The sequence below is a fragment of the Streptomyces sp. NPDC057010 genome (genome assembly GCF_042673805.1).
In the GTDB taxonomy this organism is placed as follows: Bacteria; Actinomycetota; Actinomycetes; order Streptomycetales; family Streptomycetaceae; genus Streptomyces.
Genome location: NZ_JBHUSC010000020.1, coordinates 1 through 16,563, shown reverse-complemented (window position 1 = coordinate 16,563; position 16,563 = coordinate 1). Strand labels below are relative to the sequence as shown.

18 protein-coding genes are annotated in these 16,563 nt (G+C 73.2%); 8 read left to right on the top strand and 10 right to left on the bottom strand.

All coding sequences use genetic code 11. The features are described 5' to 3' along the window. Window positions 1-132: 132 nt before the first annotated feature. The gene (locus ACFTXQ_RS18600; RefSeq protein ID WP_382642029.1) at window positions 133-1,044 is read right to left on the bottom strand and encodes an SDR family oxidoreductase; all 912 of its coding nucleotides are present in this window, start codon (window positions 1,042-1,044) and stop codon (window positions 133-135) included. 1 nt (window position 1,045) lies between these two features. Then, complete coding sequence (locus ACFTXQ_RS18595) at window positions 1,046-1,810, bottom strand: SDR family oxidoreductase (RefSeq protein WP_382642027.1); 765 nt, start codon at window positions 1,808-1,810, stop codon at window positions 1,046-1,048. Between the two features lie 56 nt (window positions 1,811-1,866). Here ACFTXQ_RS18595 and ACFTXQ_RS18590 point away from each other — a divergent pair, with 56 nt between their 5' ends. From ACFTXQ_RS18590 to ACFTXQ_RS18570, 5 genes are read left to right on the top strand one after another with little or no spacing between them, the layout of a single operon-like run. Then, window positions 1,867-2,616, top strand: coding sequence for an enoyl-CoA hydratase family protein (locus ACFTXQ_RS18590; RefSeq protein WP_382642025.1), 750 nt, complete (start codon window positions 1,867-1,869; stop codon window positions 2,614-2,616). Next, window positions 2,613-3,464, top strand: coding sequence for a CoA transferase subunit A (locus tag ACFTXQ_RS18585; protein WP_382642023.1), 852 nt, complete (start codon window positions 2,613-2,615; stop codon window positions 3,462-3,464). Before ACFTXQ_RS18590 ends, ACFTXQ_RS18585 begins: the two co-directional genes overlap by 4 nt. Continuing rightward, window positions 3,461-4,189, top strand: coding sequence for a CoA-transferase subunit beta (locus ACFTXQ_RS18580; RefSeq protein WP_382642021.1), 729 nt, complete (start codon window positions 3,461-3,463; stop codon window positions 4,187-4,189). Before ACFTXQ_RS18585 ends, ACFTXQ_RS18580 begins: the two co-directional genes overlap by 4 nt. A gap of 4 nt (window positions 4,190-4,193) precedes the next feature. After that, entirely contained in the window at window positions 4,194-5,267 is a 1,074-nt protein-coding gene (locus ACFTXQ_RS18575) for an NAD(P)H-dependent flavin oxidoreductase (protein ID WP_382642019.1), read from the top strand. 31 nt (window positions 5,268-5,298) lie between these two features. Beyond that, window positions 5,299-6,258, top strand: a complete 960-nt coding sequence (locus ACFTXQ_RS18570; RefSeq protein WP_382642017.1) for a tyrosine-protein phosphatase — start codon at window positions 5,299-5,301, stop codon at window positions 6,256-6,258. A gap of 64 nt (window positions 6,259-6,322) precedes the next feature. Here ACFTXQ_RS18570 and ACFTXQ_RS18565 read toward each other — a convergent pair whose 3' ends face one another. From ACFTXQ_RS18565 to ACFTXQ_RS18540, 6 genes are all read right to left on the bottom strand, one after another. Then, complete coding sequence (locus ACFTXQ_RS18565) at window positions 6,323-8,020, bottom strand: DEAD/DEAH box helicase (RefSeq protein ID WP_382642015.1); 1,698 nt, start codon at window positions 8,018-8,020, stop codon at window positions 6,323-6,325. Window positions 8,021-8,121: 101 nt separating this feature from the next. Beyond that, a complete protein-coding gene (locus ACFTXQ_RS18560) occupies window positions 8,122-8,325 on the bottom strand; it encodes a cold-shock protein (protein WP_030028954.1) in 204 nt (67 codons plus the stop codon). 248 nt (window positions 8,326-8,573) lie between these two features. Further along, a complete protein-coding gene (locus ACFTXQ_RS18555) occupies window positions 8,574-9,731 on the bottom strand; it encodes an acetyl-CoA C-acetyltransferase (RefSeq protein WP_382642012.1) in 1,158 nt (385 codons plus the stop codon). A gap of 18 nt (window positions 9,732-9,749) precedes the next feature. Further along, a complete protein-coding gene (locus ACFTXQ_RS18550) occupies window positions 9,750-10,406 on the bottom strand; it encodes a TetR/AcrR family transcriptional regulator (RefSeq protein ID WP_382642010.1) in 657 nt (218 codons plus the stop codon). A gap of 15 nt (window positions 10,407-10,421) precedes the next feature. Beyond that, entirely contained in the window at window positions 10,422-11,204 is a 783-nt protein-coding gene (locus tag ACFTXQ_RS18545) for an SDR family oxidoreductase (RefSeq protein WP_382642008.1), read from the bottom strand. Then, entirely contained in the window at window positions 11,201-12,349 is a 1,149-nt protein-coding gene (locus ACFTXQ_RS18540) for an acyl-CoA dehydrogenase family protein (protein WP_382642006.1), read from the bottom strand. The genes ACFTXQ_RS18545 and ACFTXQ_RS18540 overlap by 4 nt, the downstream gene beginning before the upstream one ends. A 47-nt stretch (window positions 12,350-12,396) precedes the next feature. Here ACFTXQ_RS18540 and ACFTXQ_RS18535 point away from each other — a divergent pair, with 47 nt between their 5' ends. Genes ACFTXQ_RS18535 through ACFTXQ_RS18525 form a run of 3 tightly spaced genes read left to right on the top strand, consistent with a single transcriptional unit; the run spans window position 12,397 to window position 15,385 of the window. Next, on the top strand, window positions 12,397-13,245 hold the full coding sequence (locus tag ACFTXQ_RS18535; RefSeq protein ID WP_382642004.1) for an enoyl-CoA hydratase: 849 nt from the start codon (window positions 12,397-12,399) through the stop codon (window positions 13,243-13,245). After that, entirely contained in the window at window positions 13,245-14,390 is a 1,146-nt protein-coding gene (locus ACFTXQ_RS18530; protein ID WP_382642002.1) for an acyl-CoA dehydrogenase family protein, read from the top strand. Before ACFTXQ_RS18535 ends, ACFTXQ_RS18530 begins: the two co-directional genes overlap by 1 nt. Further along, window positions 14,390-15,385, top strand: a complete 996-nt coding sequence (locus ACFTXQ_RS18525; protein WP_382642000.1) for an acyl-CoA dehydrogenase family protein — start codon at window positions 14,390-14,392, stop codon at window positions 15,383-15,385. The genes ACFTXQ_RS18530 and ACFTXQ_RS18525 overlap by 1 nt, the downstream gene beginning before the upstream one ends. Here ACFTXQ_RS18525 and ACFTXQ_RS18520 read toward each other — a convergent pair. Both ACFTXQ_RS18520 and ACFTXQ_RS18515 read right to left on the bottom strand, forming a co-directional pair. Next, on the bottom strand, window positions 15,358-15,678 hold the full coding sequence (locus tag ACFTXQ_RS18520) for a DUF2568 domain-containing protein (protein ID WP_382641998.1): 321 nt from the start codon (window positions 15,676-15,678) through the stop codon (window positions 15,358-15,360). The two genes, ACFTXQ_RS18525 and ACFTXQ_RS18520, sit on opposite strands and share 28 nt — an antisense overlap. Continuing rightward, a complete protein-coding gene (locus ACFTXQ_RS18515) occupies window positions 15,675-16,400 on the bottom strand; it encodes a class I SAM-dependent methyltransferase (RefSeq protein WP_382641996.1) in 726 nt (241 codons plus the stop codon). Before ACFTXQ_RS18515 ends, ACFTXQ_RS18520 begins: the two co-directional genes overlap by 4 nt. Between the last annotated feature and the right edge of the window lie 163 nt (window positions 16,401-16,563).

The window sequence follows — 16,563 nt, the reverse complement described above, 5'->3', positions numbered from 1 at the left end:
AGACGGTAGGCGGGGGGCGGGGGCGGGCGGGAGGCCGTGTTCCCGCTGAGCGGGATTGGCCCCCGGGCGGGGTGGCGGTTCTTGGCCGGAGCTCCGCTGCCGGGGCTCGGGCGCGGGGTAGGGGGCGGGGGGTCAGTTGGAGCCGTAGGGCGGGAGGGGGGGCTCGGCGGCGGCGAGGAGTTTGGCCGCCGCATCGCCCGCCTCCGCCGGGGTGCGGCGGGCGCCGCTGTCGGCGGTGGGGCCGGGGCGCCAGCCCTCCATCACCGTGATGCGGCCGCCCTCCACCTCGAAGACCCGGCCCGTCACGCCGGCGGAGGCGTCCGCGCCGAGCCACACCACCAGGGGTGACACGTTTTCCGGAGCCATCGCGTCGAACTCGCCCGGCCCCGGCGCCGCCATCGTCTCCGCGAAGGTCCGCTCCGTCATGCGGGTCCGCGCCGCCGGGGCGATCGCGTTCACCTGGACCCCGTACCGTCCCATCTCCGCCGCTGAGACCGCCGTCAGCCCCAGGATCCCCGCCTTCGCCGCGCTGTAGTTGCCCTGGCCGACCGAGCCCAACAGGCCTGCTCCCGAAGAGGTGTTGACCACCCGGGCCGCGACCTGCCGCCCCGCCTTCGCCTCCGCGCGCCACCACGCGGCCGCCGCCCGCAGCGGCAGGAAGTGCCCCTTCAGGTGCACCCGCATCACCGCGTCCCAGTCGTCCTCCTCCAGGTTCACCAGCATCCGGTCCCGCAGGAACCCCGCATTGTTGACCAGCGTGTCCAGCCGCCCGAAGGCGTCCAGCGCGCACGACACCAGCGAGGCCGCCCCTTCCGACGTGGCGATGTCCCCGCCGTGCGCCACCGCCTCCCCGCCCAGCTCCCGGATCTGCGAAACGACCTGGCCGGCCGGGGAGTCGGGGCCCGGCAGCCCGTCCAGGCCCACCCCCAGGTCGTTGACGACGACCTTCGCGCCCTCCGCGGCGAACGCCAGCGCGTGGGCCCGCCCGAGTCCCCGCCCCGCGCCCGTCACGATCACGACCCGGCCTTCGCACAGTCCCGCCATGTCACTTCTCCTTGTTCGCAGTTGCCGCATCCAGAAACGCGGGGCGCTCCCCGCCCCCGTGCACCAGCAGGCTCGCCCCGCTCACGTACCCCGCCCGGCCGGAGGCCAGGAACACCGCCGCCTCCCCCACGTCCGAGGGTTCCGCCAGCCGCCCCAGCGGTACGGTCGCGCCGACCGCCGCGATCCCGGCCTCGTCCCCGTAGTGCAGGTGCGCCAGTTCGGTCCGCACCATGCCCAGGACCAGCGAGTTGACGCGTACGTCGGGCGCCCATTCCACCGCCATCGAGCGGGCCAGGTTCTCCAGGCCCGCCTTCGCCGCCCCGTACGCCGCCGTCCCCGGCGAGGGCCTGGTCCCGCTGACGCTGCCGATCATCACCACCGAACCCCGGGTGGCCCGCAGCCACGGGTACGCCGCGAGCGAGGCCGTCATCGGGGCCACCAGGTTCAGCTCGACGACCCGTGCGTGCCGCTCCGCGCCGCCCTCCCCCAGCAGCCGGTACGGGGTGCCGCCCGCGTTGTTGACCAGGCAGTCGAGCCGCCCGTACCGCTCGGCGACCGCGCCGAAGAAGTCCTCCACCGCCGCCGGGTTCCGCAGGTCCAGCGGCCGGTACGAGGCCTGCCGCCCACCCGCCCCCACCGGCTCCTCCGGCGGCCGCCGCGCGCAGACGACGACCTGCGCGCCGGCCGCGAGGAACGACCGGGCGATCCCGGCGCCGACGCCCCGGGTCCCGCCGGTGACGACGACAACCCTCCCGTCGAGCTCCATAGGCTGCTACCTTCCTCACCTAACAAATGTTTGGTGGAAAGGTAGCTGATCCGCTCATGGGTGTCTCCACCTCAAGCCCGGACAAGGGCATCGCACTCGTCACAGTCGACTTCCCGCCCGTCAACGCGCTCCCCGTGCAGGGCTGGTACGACCTCGCCGACGCCCTGCGGGCCGCCGGCCGCGACCCCGAGGTCCGCTGCGTCGTCCTCGCCGCCGAGGGCCGCGGGTTCAACGCCGGGGTCGACATCAAGGAGATGCAGCGCGACGCCGGCCACTCGGCCCTCATCGGCGCCAACCGGGGCTGCTACGAGGCCTTCGCCGCCGTGTACGAGTGCGAGGTGCCGGTCGTCGCGGCCGTGAACGGCTTCTGCCTCGGCGGCGGCATCGGCCTCGTCGGCAACGCCGACGCGATCGTGGCGAGCGACGACGCGACCTTCGGGCTCCCCGAGCTGGACCGCGGCGCGCTGGGCGCCGCCACCCACCTGGCCCGCCTCGTCCCGCAGCACCTGATGCGCGCCCTCTACTACACCTCGCGCACCGCCACTGCCGCCGAGCTGCACGCGCACGGCTCGGTCTGGAAGGTGGTCCCGCGCGACGGACTGCGCTCCGCCGCCCTGGAGCTGGCCGCCGAGATCGCGAAGAAGGACGGCTACCTCATCCGGCTGGCCAAGGCCGCCATCAACGGCATCGACCCCGTCGACGTGCGCCGCAGCTACCGCTTCGAGCAGGGCTTCACCTTCGAGGCCAACCTCAGCGGGGTCGCCGACCGGGTCCGCGACACCTTCGGGAAGGAACAGCGTCCATGACCGACAAGAGCATGACCGCCGATGAGGTGGTCGGGCAGCTCAGCAGCGGGATGACCCTCGGCATCGGCGGCTGGGGCTCGCGGCGCAAGCCCATGGCCCTGGTGCGGGCACTGCTCCGCTCCGAGATCACCGATCTCACCGTGATCTCGTACGGCGGCCCCGACGTCGGCCTGCTGGCCGCCGCGGGCCGCATCCGCCGGCTCGTCGCCCCCTTCGCCACCCTCGACTCGATCCCGCTGGAGCCGCACTTCCGGGCCGCCCGCGAACGCGCCGCCTTCACGCTCACCGAGTACGACGAGGCCATGTTCATGTGGGGCCTGCACGCCGCCGCCAACCGGCTGCCCTTCCTCCCCGTCCGGGCCGGCCTCGGCTCCGACGTGATGAGGGTCAACCCGGAGCTGCGCACCGTCACCTCCCCCTACGAGGACGGCGAGGAGTTCGTCGCCGTCCCCGCGCTGCGCATGGACGCCGCCCTGGTCCACCTCAACCGCGCCGACCGCCTCGGCAACGCCCAGTACCTCGGCCCGGACCCGTACTTCGACGACCTCTTCTGCGAGGCCGCCGACGCCGCCTACGTCTCCTGCGAGCAGATCGTCGAGACCGCCGAGCTCGCCAAGGCCGGCCCCCCGCAGTCCCTCCTGGTCAGCCGCCATTCCGTCACCGGGGTCGTCGAGACCCCGAACGGCGCGCACTTCACCTCCTGCGTGCCCGACTACGACCGCGACGAGGCCTTCCAGAAGCTCTACGCGACCACCCCCTGGCCCGAGTTCGCCGACCGCTTCCTCTCGGGCGGGAGCGAGCACGACTACCAGTCCGCCGTCCGGACCTGGCACGAGGAGCAGCAGTGATCAGTCGTTCGGAATACTGCGTGATCGCCTGCGCCGAGGCCTGGCGCGACAACGGCGAGGTGCTCGCCAGCCCGATGGGACTCGTCCCGTCCTTCGGCGCCCGGCTCGCGAAGCGGACCTTCTCCCCCGACCTGCTGCTGACCGACGGCGAAGCCATGCTCGTCGGCCTCGACGGCTCGGCCGAGGGCTGGCTCCCGTACCGGCGCCACCTGACCATGGTCACGGGCGGCAAGCGGCACGTGATGATGGGCGCCAGCCAGATCGACCGGTACGGCAACCAGAACATCTCCTGCATCGGCGACTGGGCACAGCCGGCCCGCCAACTCCTCGGGGTGCGCGGGGCACCCGTCAACACCCTCAACAACCCGGTGAGTTACTGGATTCCCAAACACTCCACCCGGGTCTTCGTCGAACGCGTCGACATGGTCAGCGGCGTCGGCCACGACCGCGCGGAGGCGGCCGGCCCCTCGGCCACCCGCTACCACCGCCTGCCCCGCGTGGTCAGCGACCTCGGCGTCTTCGACTTCACCGGCCCCGGCCACTCCATGCGCCTGGCCTCCCTGCACCCGGGGGTCACGGTCGACCAGGTGCGGGAGGCCACCGGCTTCGAACTCGCGATCGCGGACGACGTTCCGTACACGCGGGAGCCGACCGCCGAGGAGCTGCGGCTGATCCGCGAGGTCATCGACCCCAAGGGCCTGCGCGACCGCGAAGTGCGGGGCTGATCCGGTGCAGACGGCATTCACGAAGCTGGTCGGCGTCGAGCACCCGATCGTGCAGACCGGCATGGGCTGGGTCGCGGGCCCGCGCCTGGTGTCGGCCACGGCCAACGCGGGGGCGCTCGGGATCCTGGCCTCGGCCACCATGACCGTGGACCAGCTGCGGTCGGCGGTCCGCGAGGTCAAGTCCCGCACGCCGGACGGAACCCCCTTCGGGGTCAACCTGCGCGCGGACGCCGGGGACGCGGCCGAGCGCGTCCGGCTGATCATCGACGAGGGCGTACGGGTCGCCTCCTTCGCCCTCGCGCCCTCCAAGGAGCTGATCGCACGGCTCAAGGACGCGGGCGTGGTGGTCATCCCCTCGATCGGGGCCCGGCGGCACGCCGAGAAGGTGGCCGCGTGGGGCGCCGACGCGGTGATCGTGCAGGGCGGCGAGGGCGGCGGGCACACCGGGGACGTGGCCACGACCGTGCTGCTGCCCCAGGTCGTGGACGCCGTGGACATCCCCGTCGTCGCGGCGGGCGGCTTCGGCGACGGCCGCGGCCTGGTCGCGGCGCTCTCCTACGGGGCCGCCGGGATCGCCATGGGCACCCGCTTCCTGCTGACCTCCGACTCCACCGTCCCGGAGGCCGTCAAAGCCGAGTACCTCAGGGCCACGGTCAAGGACGTCACCGTCACCACGGCCGTAGACGGCCTCCCGCACCGCATGCTCCGCACCGGGCTGGTCGACTCCCTGGAGCGGGCGGGCCGCGCCGGGGCGCTGGTCAGGGCGGTGCGGCACGCGGCCGGCTTCCGGAAGGTCTCCGGGCTGAGCTGGCCGCAGATGGTGCGCGACGGACTGGCGATGAAACACGGCAAGGAGCTGTCCTGGAGCCAGGTCCTGCTCGCCGCGAACACCCCCATGCTCCTCAAGGCGTCCATGGTCGAGGGCCGTACGGACCTCGGCGTCATGGCATCAGGCCAGGTCGCGGGGGTGATCGACGACCTTCCGTCCTGTGCGGAGCTCGTCTCCCGCGTCATGGCCGAGGCACATCAGGTACTGGAAGCACTGCACTCGCTCCGCACCCTGCCACCACCAGGGTGATCCCCCTTCTCCGTTACGGGAGTCGCACAAGATGAGCCGTGCCCGAATCCGCCTGGCGACCGCGGCGGTCGCCGCAGCCCTCGCCATCGGGACCCTTCCCGCCTCCGCGTACGCGGCCCAGGCGCCCGGCGCCCCCACCGCCACCGCAGCCGCCACCGCCGCCCGGCACGCGCGTCACCACGCGTCCGCCTCCGCGGAAACGATTCGCCAGATCCCCCTCCAGGGTTCCGTCAACCTCCGGGACCTCGGCGGCTACCGCACCTACACCGGCGGCCAGGTCCGCCAGGGGCTGGTCTACCGCTCCGACGCGCTGAGCAAGCTGACCGCCGCGGACATCACCACCGTGTCCGGTCTCGGCCTCACGAAGGTCGTCGATTTCCGCATCCCCATGGAGCTCCAGTACGACGGCGCCGACAGGCTGCCCGCCGGGCTGGCCCCCACCTCGCGCCCGGTCAGCGACCTCGGCCTCTACGGGACCCTCGTCGGCGCGATCGCCAGCGGCGACCCCGTCAAGCAGGAGCAGATGCTGGGCGGCGGCCGCGCCGAGGCCTACATGCGCGACATCTACCGCACCTTCGTGACCAGCCCCGAGAACCGGGCGCAGTTCGCGGCCAGCCTGCGGGAGATCGCGGACGGCGGACAGGGTCCGCTGCTGTACCACTGCACCTCGGGCAAGGACCGGACCGGCTGGATGAGCTACGTCCTGCTGCGCGCCCTGGCCGTCCCCGAGGAGTCCGCGGAGCGCGACTACCTGGCCTCGAACACCTTCCGCGCGGCCTACGACGCCCAGGTGCGGGCGGGCCTCAAGCAGTCCGGGCGCATGCAGAACCCCGACCTGCTGATCCCGCTCCAGGAGGTCCGCCAGGACTACCTGGACTCGGCGACGGACCGGCTGGAAGCCGACTACGGCAGCTTCTACGGCTACCTGACGGACGGCCTCGGCCTGGACCTGCGGACCCTGGCGAAGCTGCAGAACAAGCTGGTCCGCTAGCGGACAGCACTACGCCGGGCAGCGCACGAAGCACTGCCCGGCGTAGGAGAACGCACGCGCGCGGTCAGACCGCCCGGCGGCGGCCCTGCCCGCCGGTGCCGACGCGGCTGCGCGCGGAGGCCGCGGCCGCACCGCCGGAGGCGCCGCCCCCGGCCCGCCGGCCGCGCTCGCCCGAACCGGAGCCGGTGGCCCCGCCGCCGTTGCCCTGGCCACCGCGCCGGGCCTGGCCCGAGCCGGAGGCCGCCGGGGCCTGCCCCGAGCCGCCGCCACCGGAACGGCGGCCGCGGCCGCCGGCCGCCGGCGCCCCGCCCGTGGCGGAGCCGGAACGCGCCCCGCCCGACCTGCGGCGAGAGCCGGAGCCGGAACCCGAACCGGAGCCCGAGCCGCTGCGCTGCTTGGGCGCGGGCTGCTGCGGAACCTCCAGCACCACCGGGACGCCCGAGGGCTCCTTGGCGCCGGTCAGCCGGGACAGCTCCTCGTCGGAGGACTTGATCTGCGCGGTGCGCGGGGAGATCCCGGCGTCCGACATGAGGCGGGTCATGTCCCGCTTCTGGTCGGGCAGCACCAGGGTGACCACGCTGCCGGACTCGCCGGCGCGGGCGGTGCGGCCACCGCGGTGCAGGTAGTCCTTGTGGTCGGTGGGCGGGTCCACGTTGACGACGAGGTCGAGGTCGTCGATGTGGATGCCGCGCGCGGCCACGTTCGTGGCGATGAGCGCGGTGACCTCGCCCGTCTTGAACCAGTCGAGGGTGCGGTTGCGCTGCGGCTGCGAGCGCCCGCCGTGCAGGCCGGAGGCGCGCACACCGTCGGCGAGGAGCTTCTTGACCATGCGGTCGACCCCGCGCTTGGTGTCCACGAACATGATCACCCGGCCGTCGCGGGCGGCTATGCGCGTCGCCACGGCCTTCTTGTCGGTCTCGTCCATGACGTACAGGACGTGGTGCTCCATGGTGGTGACCGCGCCGGCCGACGGGTCGACGGAGTGGCCGACCGGGTCGGTCAGGAACATCTTGACGAGCTTGTCGATGTTCTTGTCGAGCGTCGCCGAGAACAGCATGGTCTGGCCGCCGGCCTCGACCTGCTTGAGCAGCGCCGTGACCTGCGGCATGAAGCCCATGTCGGTCATCTGGTCGGCCTCGTCGAGGACGGTGATCGAGACCTGCGAGAGGTCCGCGTCACCGCGGTCGATGAGGTCCTTCAGCCGGCCGGGGGTGGCGACGAGCACCTCGGCGCCGCGGCGCAGGGCGCCGGACTGCCGGTTGATCGACATGCCGCCGACGACGGTGGCGATGCGCAGGTTGACGGCCGTGGCGTACGGGGCCAGGGAGTCGGTCACCTGCTGCGCGAGCTCACGGGTCGGTACGAGGACCATCGCGAGCGGCTGCTTCGGCTGTGCGCGGCGGCCGGCGGTGCGGGCCAGCAGCGCCAGGCCGAAGGCCAGCGTCTTGCCGGAGCCGGTGCGGCCGCGGCCGAGCAGGTCGCGGCCGGCGAGGGAGTTCGGCAGCGTCGCGGCCTGGATCGGGAACGGCTCGGTCACACCCTGGGCGGCGAGGGTCTTCAGCAGCGCCTCGGGCATGTCCATGTCCTCGAACGCGTCGATCGGCGGCAGAGCCGGCTCGATCGGCTCGGGCATGGTGAATTCCTGGGGCCGGGCCACGGGGGCGGACTTCTGCCGTCCCGCGCCAGCCTTCGGACGTCCCTGGGCCGCACCTCGACCCCGGGTGGGGCGGCGGCTGGGGCGTGCGGAGCTGGAGCTGGTCATGCGAGAAAGCCCTCCTGAAACCGGCAGGTAAAACAAAGGTCGAAACAGCAGACAAGCCGGGGCCCGCACCTCACGGTGCGGACCCCGGCATGCTGAAAAACTTAGGCGGGGATGATGTTCTCCGCCTGGGGGCCCTTCTGGCCCTGGGTCACGTCGAAGGACACGCGCTGGCCCTCGGTGAGCTCACGGAAGCCCTGGGTGGCGATGTTCGAGTAGTGGGCGAAGACGTCCGGGCCGCCGCCGTCCTGCTCGATGAAGCCGAAGCCCTTTTCCGAGTTGAACCACTTCACGGTGCCAAGTGCCATTTTGAATCTCCTGAATAGGCGGCAAGGGCCCCATCCGGAGATTCCGGGAAAAACAATAAAAGCGCCTGAGGAACATTCCCGTCAGGCGCACATAAAGTTCATGGGTACCACAACTGCAACGAGATCTACGCTAGCACACCCGGCCCGGCGGGTGTCACCGCACCCGTGTGACCTCCGTCCCGCGTGGTACCCGCGCGGGGGCGCGGGGGCAGGGCCCCCGGCACCGCACCGCGCGGCGCCCGGCCGGGCTACAGGCGCTCGATGATCGTCACGTTGGCCTGGCCGCCCCCCTCGCACATCGTCTGCAGGCCGAACCGGCCCCCCGTCCGCTCCAGTTCGTGGAGGAGGGTGGTCATCAGCTTGACCCCGGTCGCACCCAGGGGGTGACCGAGGGCGATCGCGCCGCCGTTGACGTTCACCCGCTCCGGGTCCGCACCCGTTTCCTTCAGCCACGCCAGGACCACCGGCGCGAACGCCTCGTTGATCTCCACCAGGTCGATGTCGGCCAGGGACATGCCCGTCTTCTTCAGCGCGTACGCCGTCGCCGGGATCGGCGCGGACAGCATCCGGATGGGGTCCTCGCCCCGCACCGAGAGGTGGTGGATGCGGGCCCGCGGCCGCAGGCCGTGTTCGCGGACCGCCCGCTCGGAGGCGATCAGCATCGCGGCCGCCCCGTCGGAGACCTGGGAGGAGACGGCCGCCGTGATGGTGCCGCCCTCGACCACCGGCTGGAGGGTCGCCATCTTCTCCAGGGTCGTGTCCCTCCTCGGGCCTTCGTCGACCCGCACGTCCCCGTAGGCCACCGTCTCCCGCTCGAAACGCCCTTCGTCGATCGCGCGGATCGCCCGCCGGTGGGAGCGGAGGGCGAACTCCTCCATGTCCTGGCGCGAGATGCCCCACTTCTGCGCGATCAGCTGCGCGCCGTGGAACTGGTTCACCGGCGCGTCCCCGTACCGCGCCCGCCAGCCCTCCGACCCCGCGTAGGGGCCCTCCGTGAAGCCGAGCGGCTCCGCCGCCTGCCGCGACGCGAAGGCGATCGGGATCATCGACATGTTCTGGGTTCCGCCCGCGACCACCAGGTCCTGGGTGCCGGAAAGGACGCCCTGCGCCGCGAAGTGCACGGCCTGCTGGGAGGAACCGCACTGCCGGTCCACCGTGACCCCCGGCACCTCCTCCGGCAGGCCCGCCGCCAGCCACGCCGTGCGCGCGATGTCCCCGGCCTGCGGCCCCACCGTGTCGAGGCAGCCGAACACCACGTCCTCCACGGCGGCCGGGTCCACCCCGGACCGCTCGACCAGCGCCTTCAGTACGTGCGCTCCCAGGTCGGCCGGGTGGACCGCGGACAGGCCGCCCTTGCGCCGGCCCACGGGGGTGCGTACGGCGTCGACTATGTAGGCCTCGGGCATCGGGACTCCTCAGGTGGGTTACGTGCGTACGGCGATCCCGTCCAGCACCATCGACAGGTACTGGCGGGCGATCTCCTCGGGGCTGTGCTGTCCGCCCGGCCGGTACCAGGACGCCGCCACCCACACCGTGTCGCGGACGAAGCGGTAGGTGAGGCGGATGTCGAGGTCGGCGCGGAAGACCTTGGCGGCCACCCCGCGCTCCAGCGTCCCCAGCCAGGCCTTCTCGAACTTCACCTGCGAGTCGGACAGGTAGTGGAAGCGGGGCTGCGCGGAGAGGGTGCGGGACTCCTTCTGGTAGATCGCGACGGCGGCGCGGTGCCGGTCGATCTCCCGGAAGGACTCGGTGACGAGGGCCTCGATGGTCTCCCGGGGGCCGAGGCCGGCGGCGAGGACGGTGTCGTAGCCCTCCCACAGCTCGGTCAGGAAGGCCGAGAGGATCTCGTCGAGCATCGATTCCTTGGAATCGAAGTGGTAGTAGAGGCTGCCGGCGAGCATGCCGGCGGCGTCGGCGATCTTGCGGACGGTGGTGGCGTTGTAGCCCTGCGCGGCGAAGACCTCGGCGGCGGTGTCGAGGAGTTCGCGGCGCCGCTCGGGCGAGGCGGTCACCTGCGGCTTCTTCGGGGCCGGCTGCTTCGGGGCCGCCGTCTTCCTGGCTGTCGGCTTGTTCGTTGGCACGCGTCCATTCTCGGCCTACGCGTGCTGGCTGCTGACCGACACGGTCTCGCCGGTCATGTACGACGAGTAGCCGCTGGCCAGGAAGACGATGACGTTGGCGACCTCCCAGGGCTCGGCGTAGCGGCCGAAGGCCTCGCGGGCGGTGAGTTCGGCGAGGAGCTCCTCGCTGGTGACCTTCACCAGGTGCGGGTGCATGGCCAGGCTCGGGGCGACCGCGTTGATCCGTACGCCGAACTCCGCCGCTTCCAGGGCCGCGCAGCGGGTCAGCGCCATCACGCCGGCCTTGGCGGCGGCGTAGTGGGCCTGGCCGGTCTGGGCGCGCCAGCCGACGACGGAGGCGTTGTTGACGACGACCCCGCCGCCCCCGGAGGCCTTCAGCGACCGCAGTGCGGCGCGGGTGCAGCGGAAGGTGCCGTTCAGGGTGACGTCGAGGACGCGGGACCACTGGTCGTCGGTCATGTCGACGAGGGCGGCGGTGCCGCCGAGGCCGGCGTTGTTGACGACGATGTCGAGGCGGCCGTGGGTCTGCTCGGCGAGCGCGAACAGGGCCTGTACCTGGTCCTCGTCGGTGACGTCGCAGGGGAGGGAGGTGACGCGGCCGGGCCCGAATGCGGCGGCGAGCGCGTCCTCGGTCTCCTTGAGGCGGCGCGTGTGGGCGTCGCTGATGACGACGCGGGCGCCTTCCTCCAGGAAGCGGCGGGCGGTCGCCCCGCCGATCCCGGCGCCGGCGGCGGCGGTGATGACCGCGCCGCGGTCCTTCAGCAGTCCGTGGCCGGGCACGTAGTCGGGGGTGGTCACGCCCGTACCTCCTTGGGTAGGCCGAGGATCCGCTCGGCGATGAGGGTGCGCTGGATCTCGTCCGAGCCCGCGTAGACGGTGTCGGCGCGGGAGAAGAGGAAGAGCCGCTGGCTGTCGTCGAGGTCGTACGGGTCCCCGTGCGCGCCGGCCGCGAGGAGGGAGGCGGCTCCGCAGACGTCCATGGCGAGTTCGCCGAGGTCCCGGTGCCAGCGGGCCCAGTACAGCTTGGCCATGGAGGGGGCGGCGGCGGGGCGCAGGGCGGTGGCGCGCATGGTCTCCAGGCCGATCCAGGCCCGGACGAGCCGGTCGCGGATGAGGGGGTCGGCGAGGGCGCCGTTGCGGCGGGCGAGTGCGGCGAGGGTTTCGAGCTCGCGGCGGAAGCCGACCTGCTGGCCGAGGGTGGAGACGCCGCGCTCGTAGCCGAGGGTGGCCATGGCGATGTTCCAGCCGTCGCCGGGGGCGCCGACGACGTGGGCGGCGTCGGTGCGGGCGCCGTCGAAGAAGACCTCGTTGAACTCGGAGGTGCCGGTGAGCTGGACGATGGGCCGGACCTCGACGCCGGGCTGGTCCATGGGGACCAGGAGGTAGGACAGGCCCGCGTGGCGGCGTGAGCCCGGTTCGGTGCGGGCGATGACGAAGCACCACTGGGCCTGGCGGGCGAGGGAGGTCCAGGTCTTCTGGCCGTCGATCACCCACTGCCCGTGGTGGAGGGCGGCCCGGGTGCGGACGCCCGCGAGGTCGGAGCCGGCGTCGGGCTCGCTGTAGCCCTGGCACCACAGTTCCTCCACGGCCCGGATGGGCGGCAGGAAGCGGCGTTTCTGCTCTTCGGTGCCGTGGGCGATGAGGGTGGGGCCGAGGAGCTGTTCGCCGATGTGGTTCACGCGGGCGGGGGCGTCGGCGAGGGCGTACTCCTCGTGGAAGGCGATCTGCTCCTCGACGCTCGCGCCGCGGCCGCCGTACTCGACGGGCCAGCCGAGGCAGGTCCAGCCGTGGGCGGCCATGTGCCGCTCCCACGCGAGGCGTTCGGTGAAGGCCTCGTGCTCGCGGCCGGGTCCGCCGCGGCCCTTGAGGGCGGCGAACCCGCCGGTGAGGTGGGCCCGTAGCCAACTCCGAACCTCGGTGCGGAACTCCTCGACGCTGCTCATGGCCGTACGTTAACCTACCAAACACTTGTTAGGGAAGGATCCTCCGCATGCCCGAGCCCCAAGCCCCCGTGGTGCTGTACGAGCGGCGCGGCCCGGTCGCGTACGTGACCATGAACCGCCCCCGGTACCGCAACGCGCAGAACAGCGCCATGACCTACGCCCTGGACGACGCCTTCTACCGCGCCGCCGACGACCCCGAGGTGAAGGTGGTCGTGCTGGCCGGGTCGGGCGGGCACTTCTCCGCGGGCCACGACATCGGCACCCCCGAGCGCGACGCCCACCTGCCCTTCGAGCGGCGGGCCGGCCTGTGGTGGGACCACTCGGACCGAAGGGGCGCCGAATCCCGCTTCGCGCGCGAGTCGGAGGTGTACCTGGGGATGTGCCGGCGCTGGCGGGAGCTGCCGAAGCCGGTGATCGCCTCGGTGCACGGGGCGTGCGTGGCGGGCGGGCTGATGCTGGCCTGGGTCTGCGACCTGATCGTGGCCAGCGAGGACGCCTTCTTCGCGGACCCGGTCGTACGGATGGGCATCCCCGGGGTCGAGTACTTCGCGCACCCGTGGGCGATGCCGCCGCGGATCGCGAAGGAGTTCCTCTTCACCGGCGACCGGATGAGCGCCCGCCGCGCCTACAAGGTCGGCATGGTCAACCGGGTCGTGGAACGCGAGGAGTTGGCCGAGGCCACGGACCGGCTGGCGCTGCGGATCGCGGGGATGCCCGGCTTCGGGCTGGCCCTGACCAAGCGGGCCGTCAACCAGGCCGAGGACCTCCAGGGCCTGCACACCGGCATGGACTCGGTGTTCGGCCTGCACCACCTGGCGCACGCGCACAACGCGGAGACGGCGGCGGACTCGCTCGGCGGCATCGACATCGCCGCCATGAAGGAGGCGAACAGCTGATGGACCTGACCCAGACGCCCGACGTGGAGGACTTCCGGGCACGGGCCCGTTCCTGGCTGGCCGCCCACGTGCCGCCCGTCCCCCTCCCCTCGCTGGAGACGGAGGAGGGCTTCGCGGCCCACCGGGAGTGGGAGGCGCTCCTGCACGCGGACCGCTGGTCGGTGGTGTCCTGGCCCGAGGAGTACGGGGGCCGGGGCGTCGACATCGTGAAGTGGCTGGTGTTCGAGGAGGAGTACTGGGCGGCGGGCGCGCCCGGCCGGGTCTCGCAGAACGGCATCAACCTGCTCGCGCCGACGCTCTTCGACCACGCGACGGACGAGCAGCGCGCGCGGGTGCTGCCCTCCATGGCGAGCGGCGAGGTGATCTGGGCCCAGGCCTGGTCGGAGCCGGAGTCGGGCTCCGACCTGGCCTCGCTGAAGTCCCGTGCGGAGCGCACGGAGGGCGGCTGGCTGCTGTCCGGACAGAAGACCTGGTCCTCGCGGGCGGCCTTCGCGGACCGCGCCTTCGGCATCTTCCGCACGGACCCGGACGCCCCGAAACCCCACCAGGGGCTGACGTACCTGATGTTCGACCTGCGCGCGCCCGGGGTGACGGTGCGGCCCATCGGCCGGCTCGACGGCAAGCCGGCCTTCGCGGAGCTGTTCCTGGACCGGGTCTTCGTACCGGACGAGGACGTGATCGGCGCGCCGGGGCAGGGCTGGCGGATCGCGATGTCGACCACCGGCAACGAGCGGGGCCTCACCCTGCGCTCCCCCGGCCGGTTCCTGGCGGCCGCGGACCGCCTGGTCGGGCTGTGGCGGGAGCAGGGCGACCCCTCCGACACCGCGCTGCGGGACCGCGTCGCGGACGCGGTGGTCGGGGCGCGCGCCTACGAGCTGTTCACCTGGGCCAACGCCTCCCGCTTCGCGGCGGGCGAGAGCATCGGCGCCGAATCCAGCCTGAACAAGGTGTTCTGGTCGGAGTACGACATCGCGCTGCACGAGACGGCGCTGGACCTGCTGGGCGCGGACGCGGAGCTCGCGGAGGGCGAGTGGGCCGAGCCGTGGGTCTTCTCCCTGGCGGGCCCGATCTACGCGGGGACGAACGAAATCCAGCGCGACATCATCGCCGAGCGGCTGCTCGGCCTCCCGAAGGGCCGCCGCTGATGCGCTTCCTGCCGACCGACGAGCAGTCGGACTTCGCCCGTACGCTGCGCGCCCTGCTGGGCGCGGCCGAGGTCCCCGCGGCGGTACGGGCCTGGGCGGGCGGCGGGTACGGGCCGGGGCGGGCGCTCTGGTCGAAGCTCGCCGGTACGGGCCTGTTCGCCCTGGCCGCGCCGGAGGCGTACGACGGCGTGGGGCTGCTCCCGCTGGAGCTGTCCCTCGGCTTCGTGGAGCTGGGCCGGGCCGGGGTGCCCGGGCCGGTGGTGGAGACGGCCGCGGCGGCGGTCCTCCTGTCCGAACTGGGGGACGAGGGGCCGGCGAAACGTTTCCTGCCCGGGCTGGTCGCGGGCGAGGCCTCGGCCACGCTGACGCTGCCGGGCGGCGGTCCCTACGCGCTGGACGCGGACGCGGCCACGTACTGCTTCACGGTGTCCGGGGCGGGCGAGCTCCGGCTGGCCCCGGACGGGGGCGGCGCGCCGCTGGCCTCGACGGACCCGGTGCGCCGGCTGGCGGTGCCCGCGGCGGGCGGCGAACTCCTGGCCGCGGGCCCGCGGGTGGCGCGGGCGGCGGAGGCGGCCGGGCGCTGGGCGCGACTGCTGACGGCGGCCCAGTGCCTGGGCGTCGGCGAGGCGCTGCTGGCCCGGACGGTGGAGTACGCGAAGCAGCGCACGCAGTTCGGGACGCCGATCGGCGGCTTCCAGGCGGTCAAGCACCGGCTGGCGGACACCCTGCTGGGCCTGGAGTTCGCCCGGCCGCTGGTGTGGGCGGCGGCGCTCTCCCTAACCGGCGGGGATGTGGCGGCGGCGAAGCTCACCGCCGGCGAGGCGGCGTACGCGGCGGCCCGCTCCGCCCTCCAGCTGCACGGCGCGGTCGGCTACACGGAGGAGCTGGACCTGTCCCTGTGGCTGCGCAAGGCCCGCCCGCTGCGGGACGCCTGGGGCACGCCCTCGGCCTGCCGGGCGGAGGTCCTTCAGGCTCGGGGGCTGCGAGAGCGGTAGTACGTGACGAGAGCGGTGTTCACGAAGGCGGTCGCCGCGAACCAGCAGGCCTGGGGCCGCAGCCCGAGCCCCGCCAGGGCGAGGGCGGCGGCCCCGAACACCAAGGCCTTGACGGCGAGCACGACGGGCAGCGGGACCTCGTAGCGGGCCCTGGGCGCGGCGAAGAGGCCCCACAGCAGGGCGGCGGCGGCCGCGGTCGCCGTGCCGAGCAGCACTCCGCCGATCAGCCCGCCGCCCTGCCGGTAGCCCCACAGGGCGAGGGTGGCTGTCCAGTGCCGTGTTCCGCTCCTCACACGCGGGCGACCGTGAGGCTGACCACGTACGGCTCCTCGACCGACCCGTCGGGGAAGTGGGCCAGCAGTCGCTCGCGCTCGGCGTCCATGAACTCCCGGGTGCGGTCCTCCCCGATGAGGAGGAAGGCGGAGTGGCTGGCCTGGTTGGCGAGGTGTGCCTCCAAGGGGATCCGCCGCGCCCAGCGGACCTGGCGCCGGCCCGTGATGTCGAGGCCGTCGGTGGATTCGCGCGCGGGGAGCCCGATCTCACCCAGGAAGCCGCGGATGCGCGCATCCTGTTCGGCGATCCACGGGACGGAGAGGTCCAGGTCGTTCCACCACATCGCGAGCGCGCCGCCGGGCCGCAGCACGCGCCGGGCCTCCGGGACGGAGCGGGCGGGGTCGGTCCAGTGCCAGGCCTGGGCGTACGTGAGGAGGTCGAAGGCGCCGCTCGCCAGCGGCAGCCGGTCACCGTCACCGCGCACGATCGGGACCTGCGGGTTGGCCCGCCGGAACTCGGCGGCCATGCCGTCCCCCGGCTCCACGGCGAGGACCTGGGCCCCGCGGGCGCGCAGCAGGGCGGTGGCGATCCCGGTCCCGGCCCCCACGTCGGCCACCCGCGCCCCGGCGAGCGGCCGCCCGGCGAGCTCCTCGACGGCGTCGAACAGCGCCTGCGGGTACGCGGGCCGGTAGGCCCCGTACAGCGCGGCGGCGGCATCGAAGGACCTGGCGCGTGACGTCATGCGGCCATTGTTTTCGATCACCCCCGGCCGGTCCAGTGCGGTCATACGGGCTCACGACCGAGGGGAAAAGTGACCTGCCTCACAGTGCGTCACAGCGGTCGGGGGCGCGGTGTCTTGTGGCCGAACCCCTTGAAACGGAGGAGAGACCATGACCGAGACCACT

Bases quoted from the DNA above. Each gene is read 5' to 3' on its own strand.
- ACFTXQ_RS18585 (WP_382642023.1), top strand. From the start codon at position 2,613: ATGACCGACAAGAGCATGACCGCCGATGAGGTGGTCGGGCAGCTCAGC.
- ACFTXQ_RS18530 (WP_382642002.1), top strand. From the start codon at position 13,245: ATGGACCTGACCCAGACGCCCGACGTGGAGGACTTCCGGGCACGGGCC.
- ACFTXQ_RS18570 (WP_382642017.1), top strand. From the start codon at position 5,299: ATGAGCCGTGCCCGAATCCGCCTGGCGACCGCGGCGGTCGCCGCAGCC.
- ACFTXQ_RS18515 (WP_382641996.1), bottom strand. From the start codon at position 16,400: ATGACGTCACGCGCCAGGTCCTTCGATGCCGCCGCCGCGCTGTACGGG.
- ACFTXQ_RS18525 (WP_382642000.1), top strand. From the start codon at position 14,390: ATGCGCTTCCTGCCGACCGACGAGCAGTCGGACTTCGCCCGTACGCTG.
- ACFTXQ_RS18540 (WP_382642006.1), bottom strand. From the start codon at position 12,349: ATGAGCAGCGTCGAGGAGTTCCGCACCGAGGTTCGGAGTTGGCTACGG.
- ACFTXQ_RS18595 (WP_382642027.1), bottom strand. From the start codon at position 1,810: ATGGAGCTCGACGGGAGGGTTGTCGTCGTCACCGGCGGGACCCGGGGC.
- ACFTXQ_RS18560 (WP_030028954.1), bottom strand. From the start codon at position 8,325: ATGGCACTTGGCACCGTGAAGTGGTTCAACTCGGAAAAGGGCTTCGGC.
- ACFTXQ_RS18600 (WP_382642029.1), bottom strand. From the start codon at position 1,044: ATGGCGGGACTGTGCGAAGGCCGGGTCGTGATCGTGACGGGCGCGGGG.
- ACFTXQ_RS18565 (WP_382642015.1), bottom strand. From the start codon at position 8,020: ATGACCAGCTCCAGCTCCGCACGCCCCAGCCGCCGCCCCACCCGGGGT.
- ACFTXQ_RS18535 (WP_382642004.1), top strand. From the start codon at position 12,397: ATGCCCGAGCCCCAAGCCCCCGTGGTGCTGTACGAGCGGCGCGGCCCG.
- ACFTXQ_RS18555 (WP_382642012.1), bottom strand. From the start codon at position 9,731: ATGCCCGAGGCCTACATAGTCGACGCCGTACGCACCCCCGTGGGCCGG.
- ACFTXQ_RS18590 (WP_382642025.1), top strand. From the start codon at position 1,867: ATGGGTGTCTCCACCTCAAGCCCGGACAAGGGCATCGCACTCGTCACA.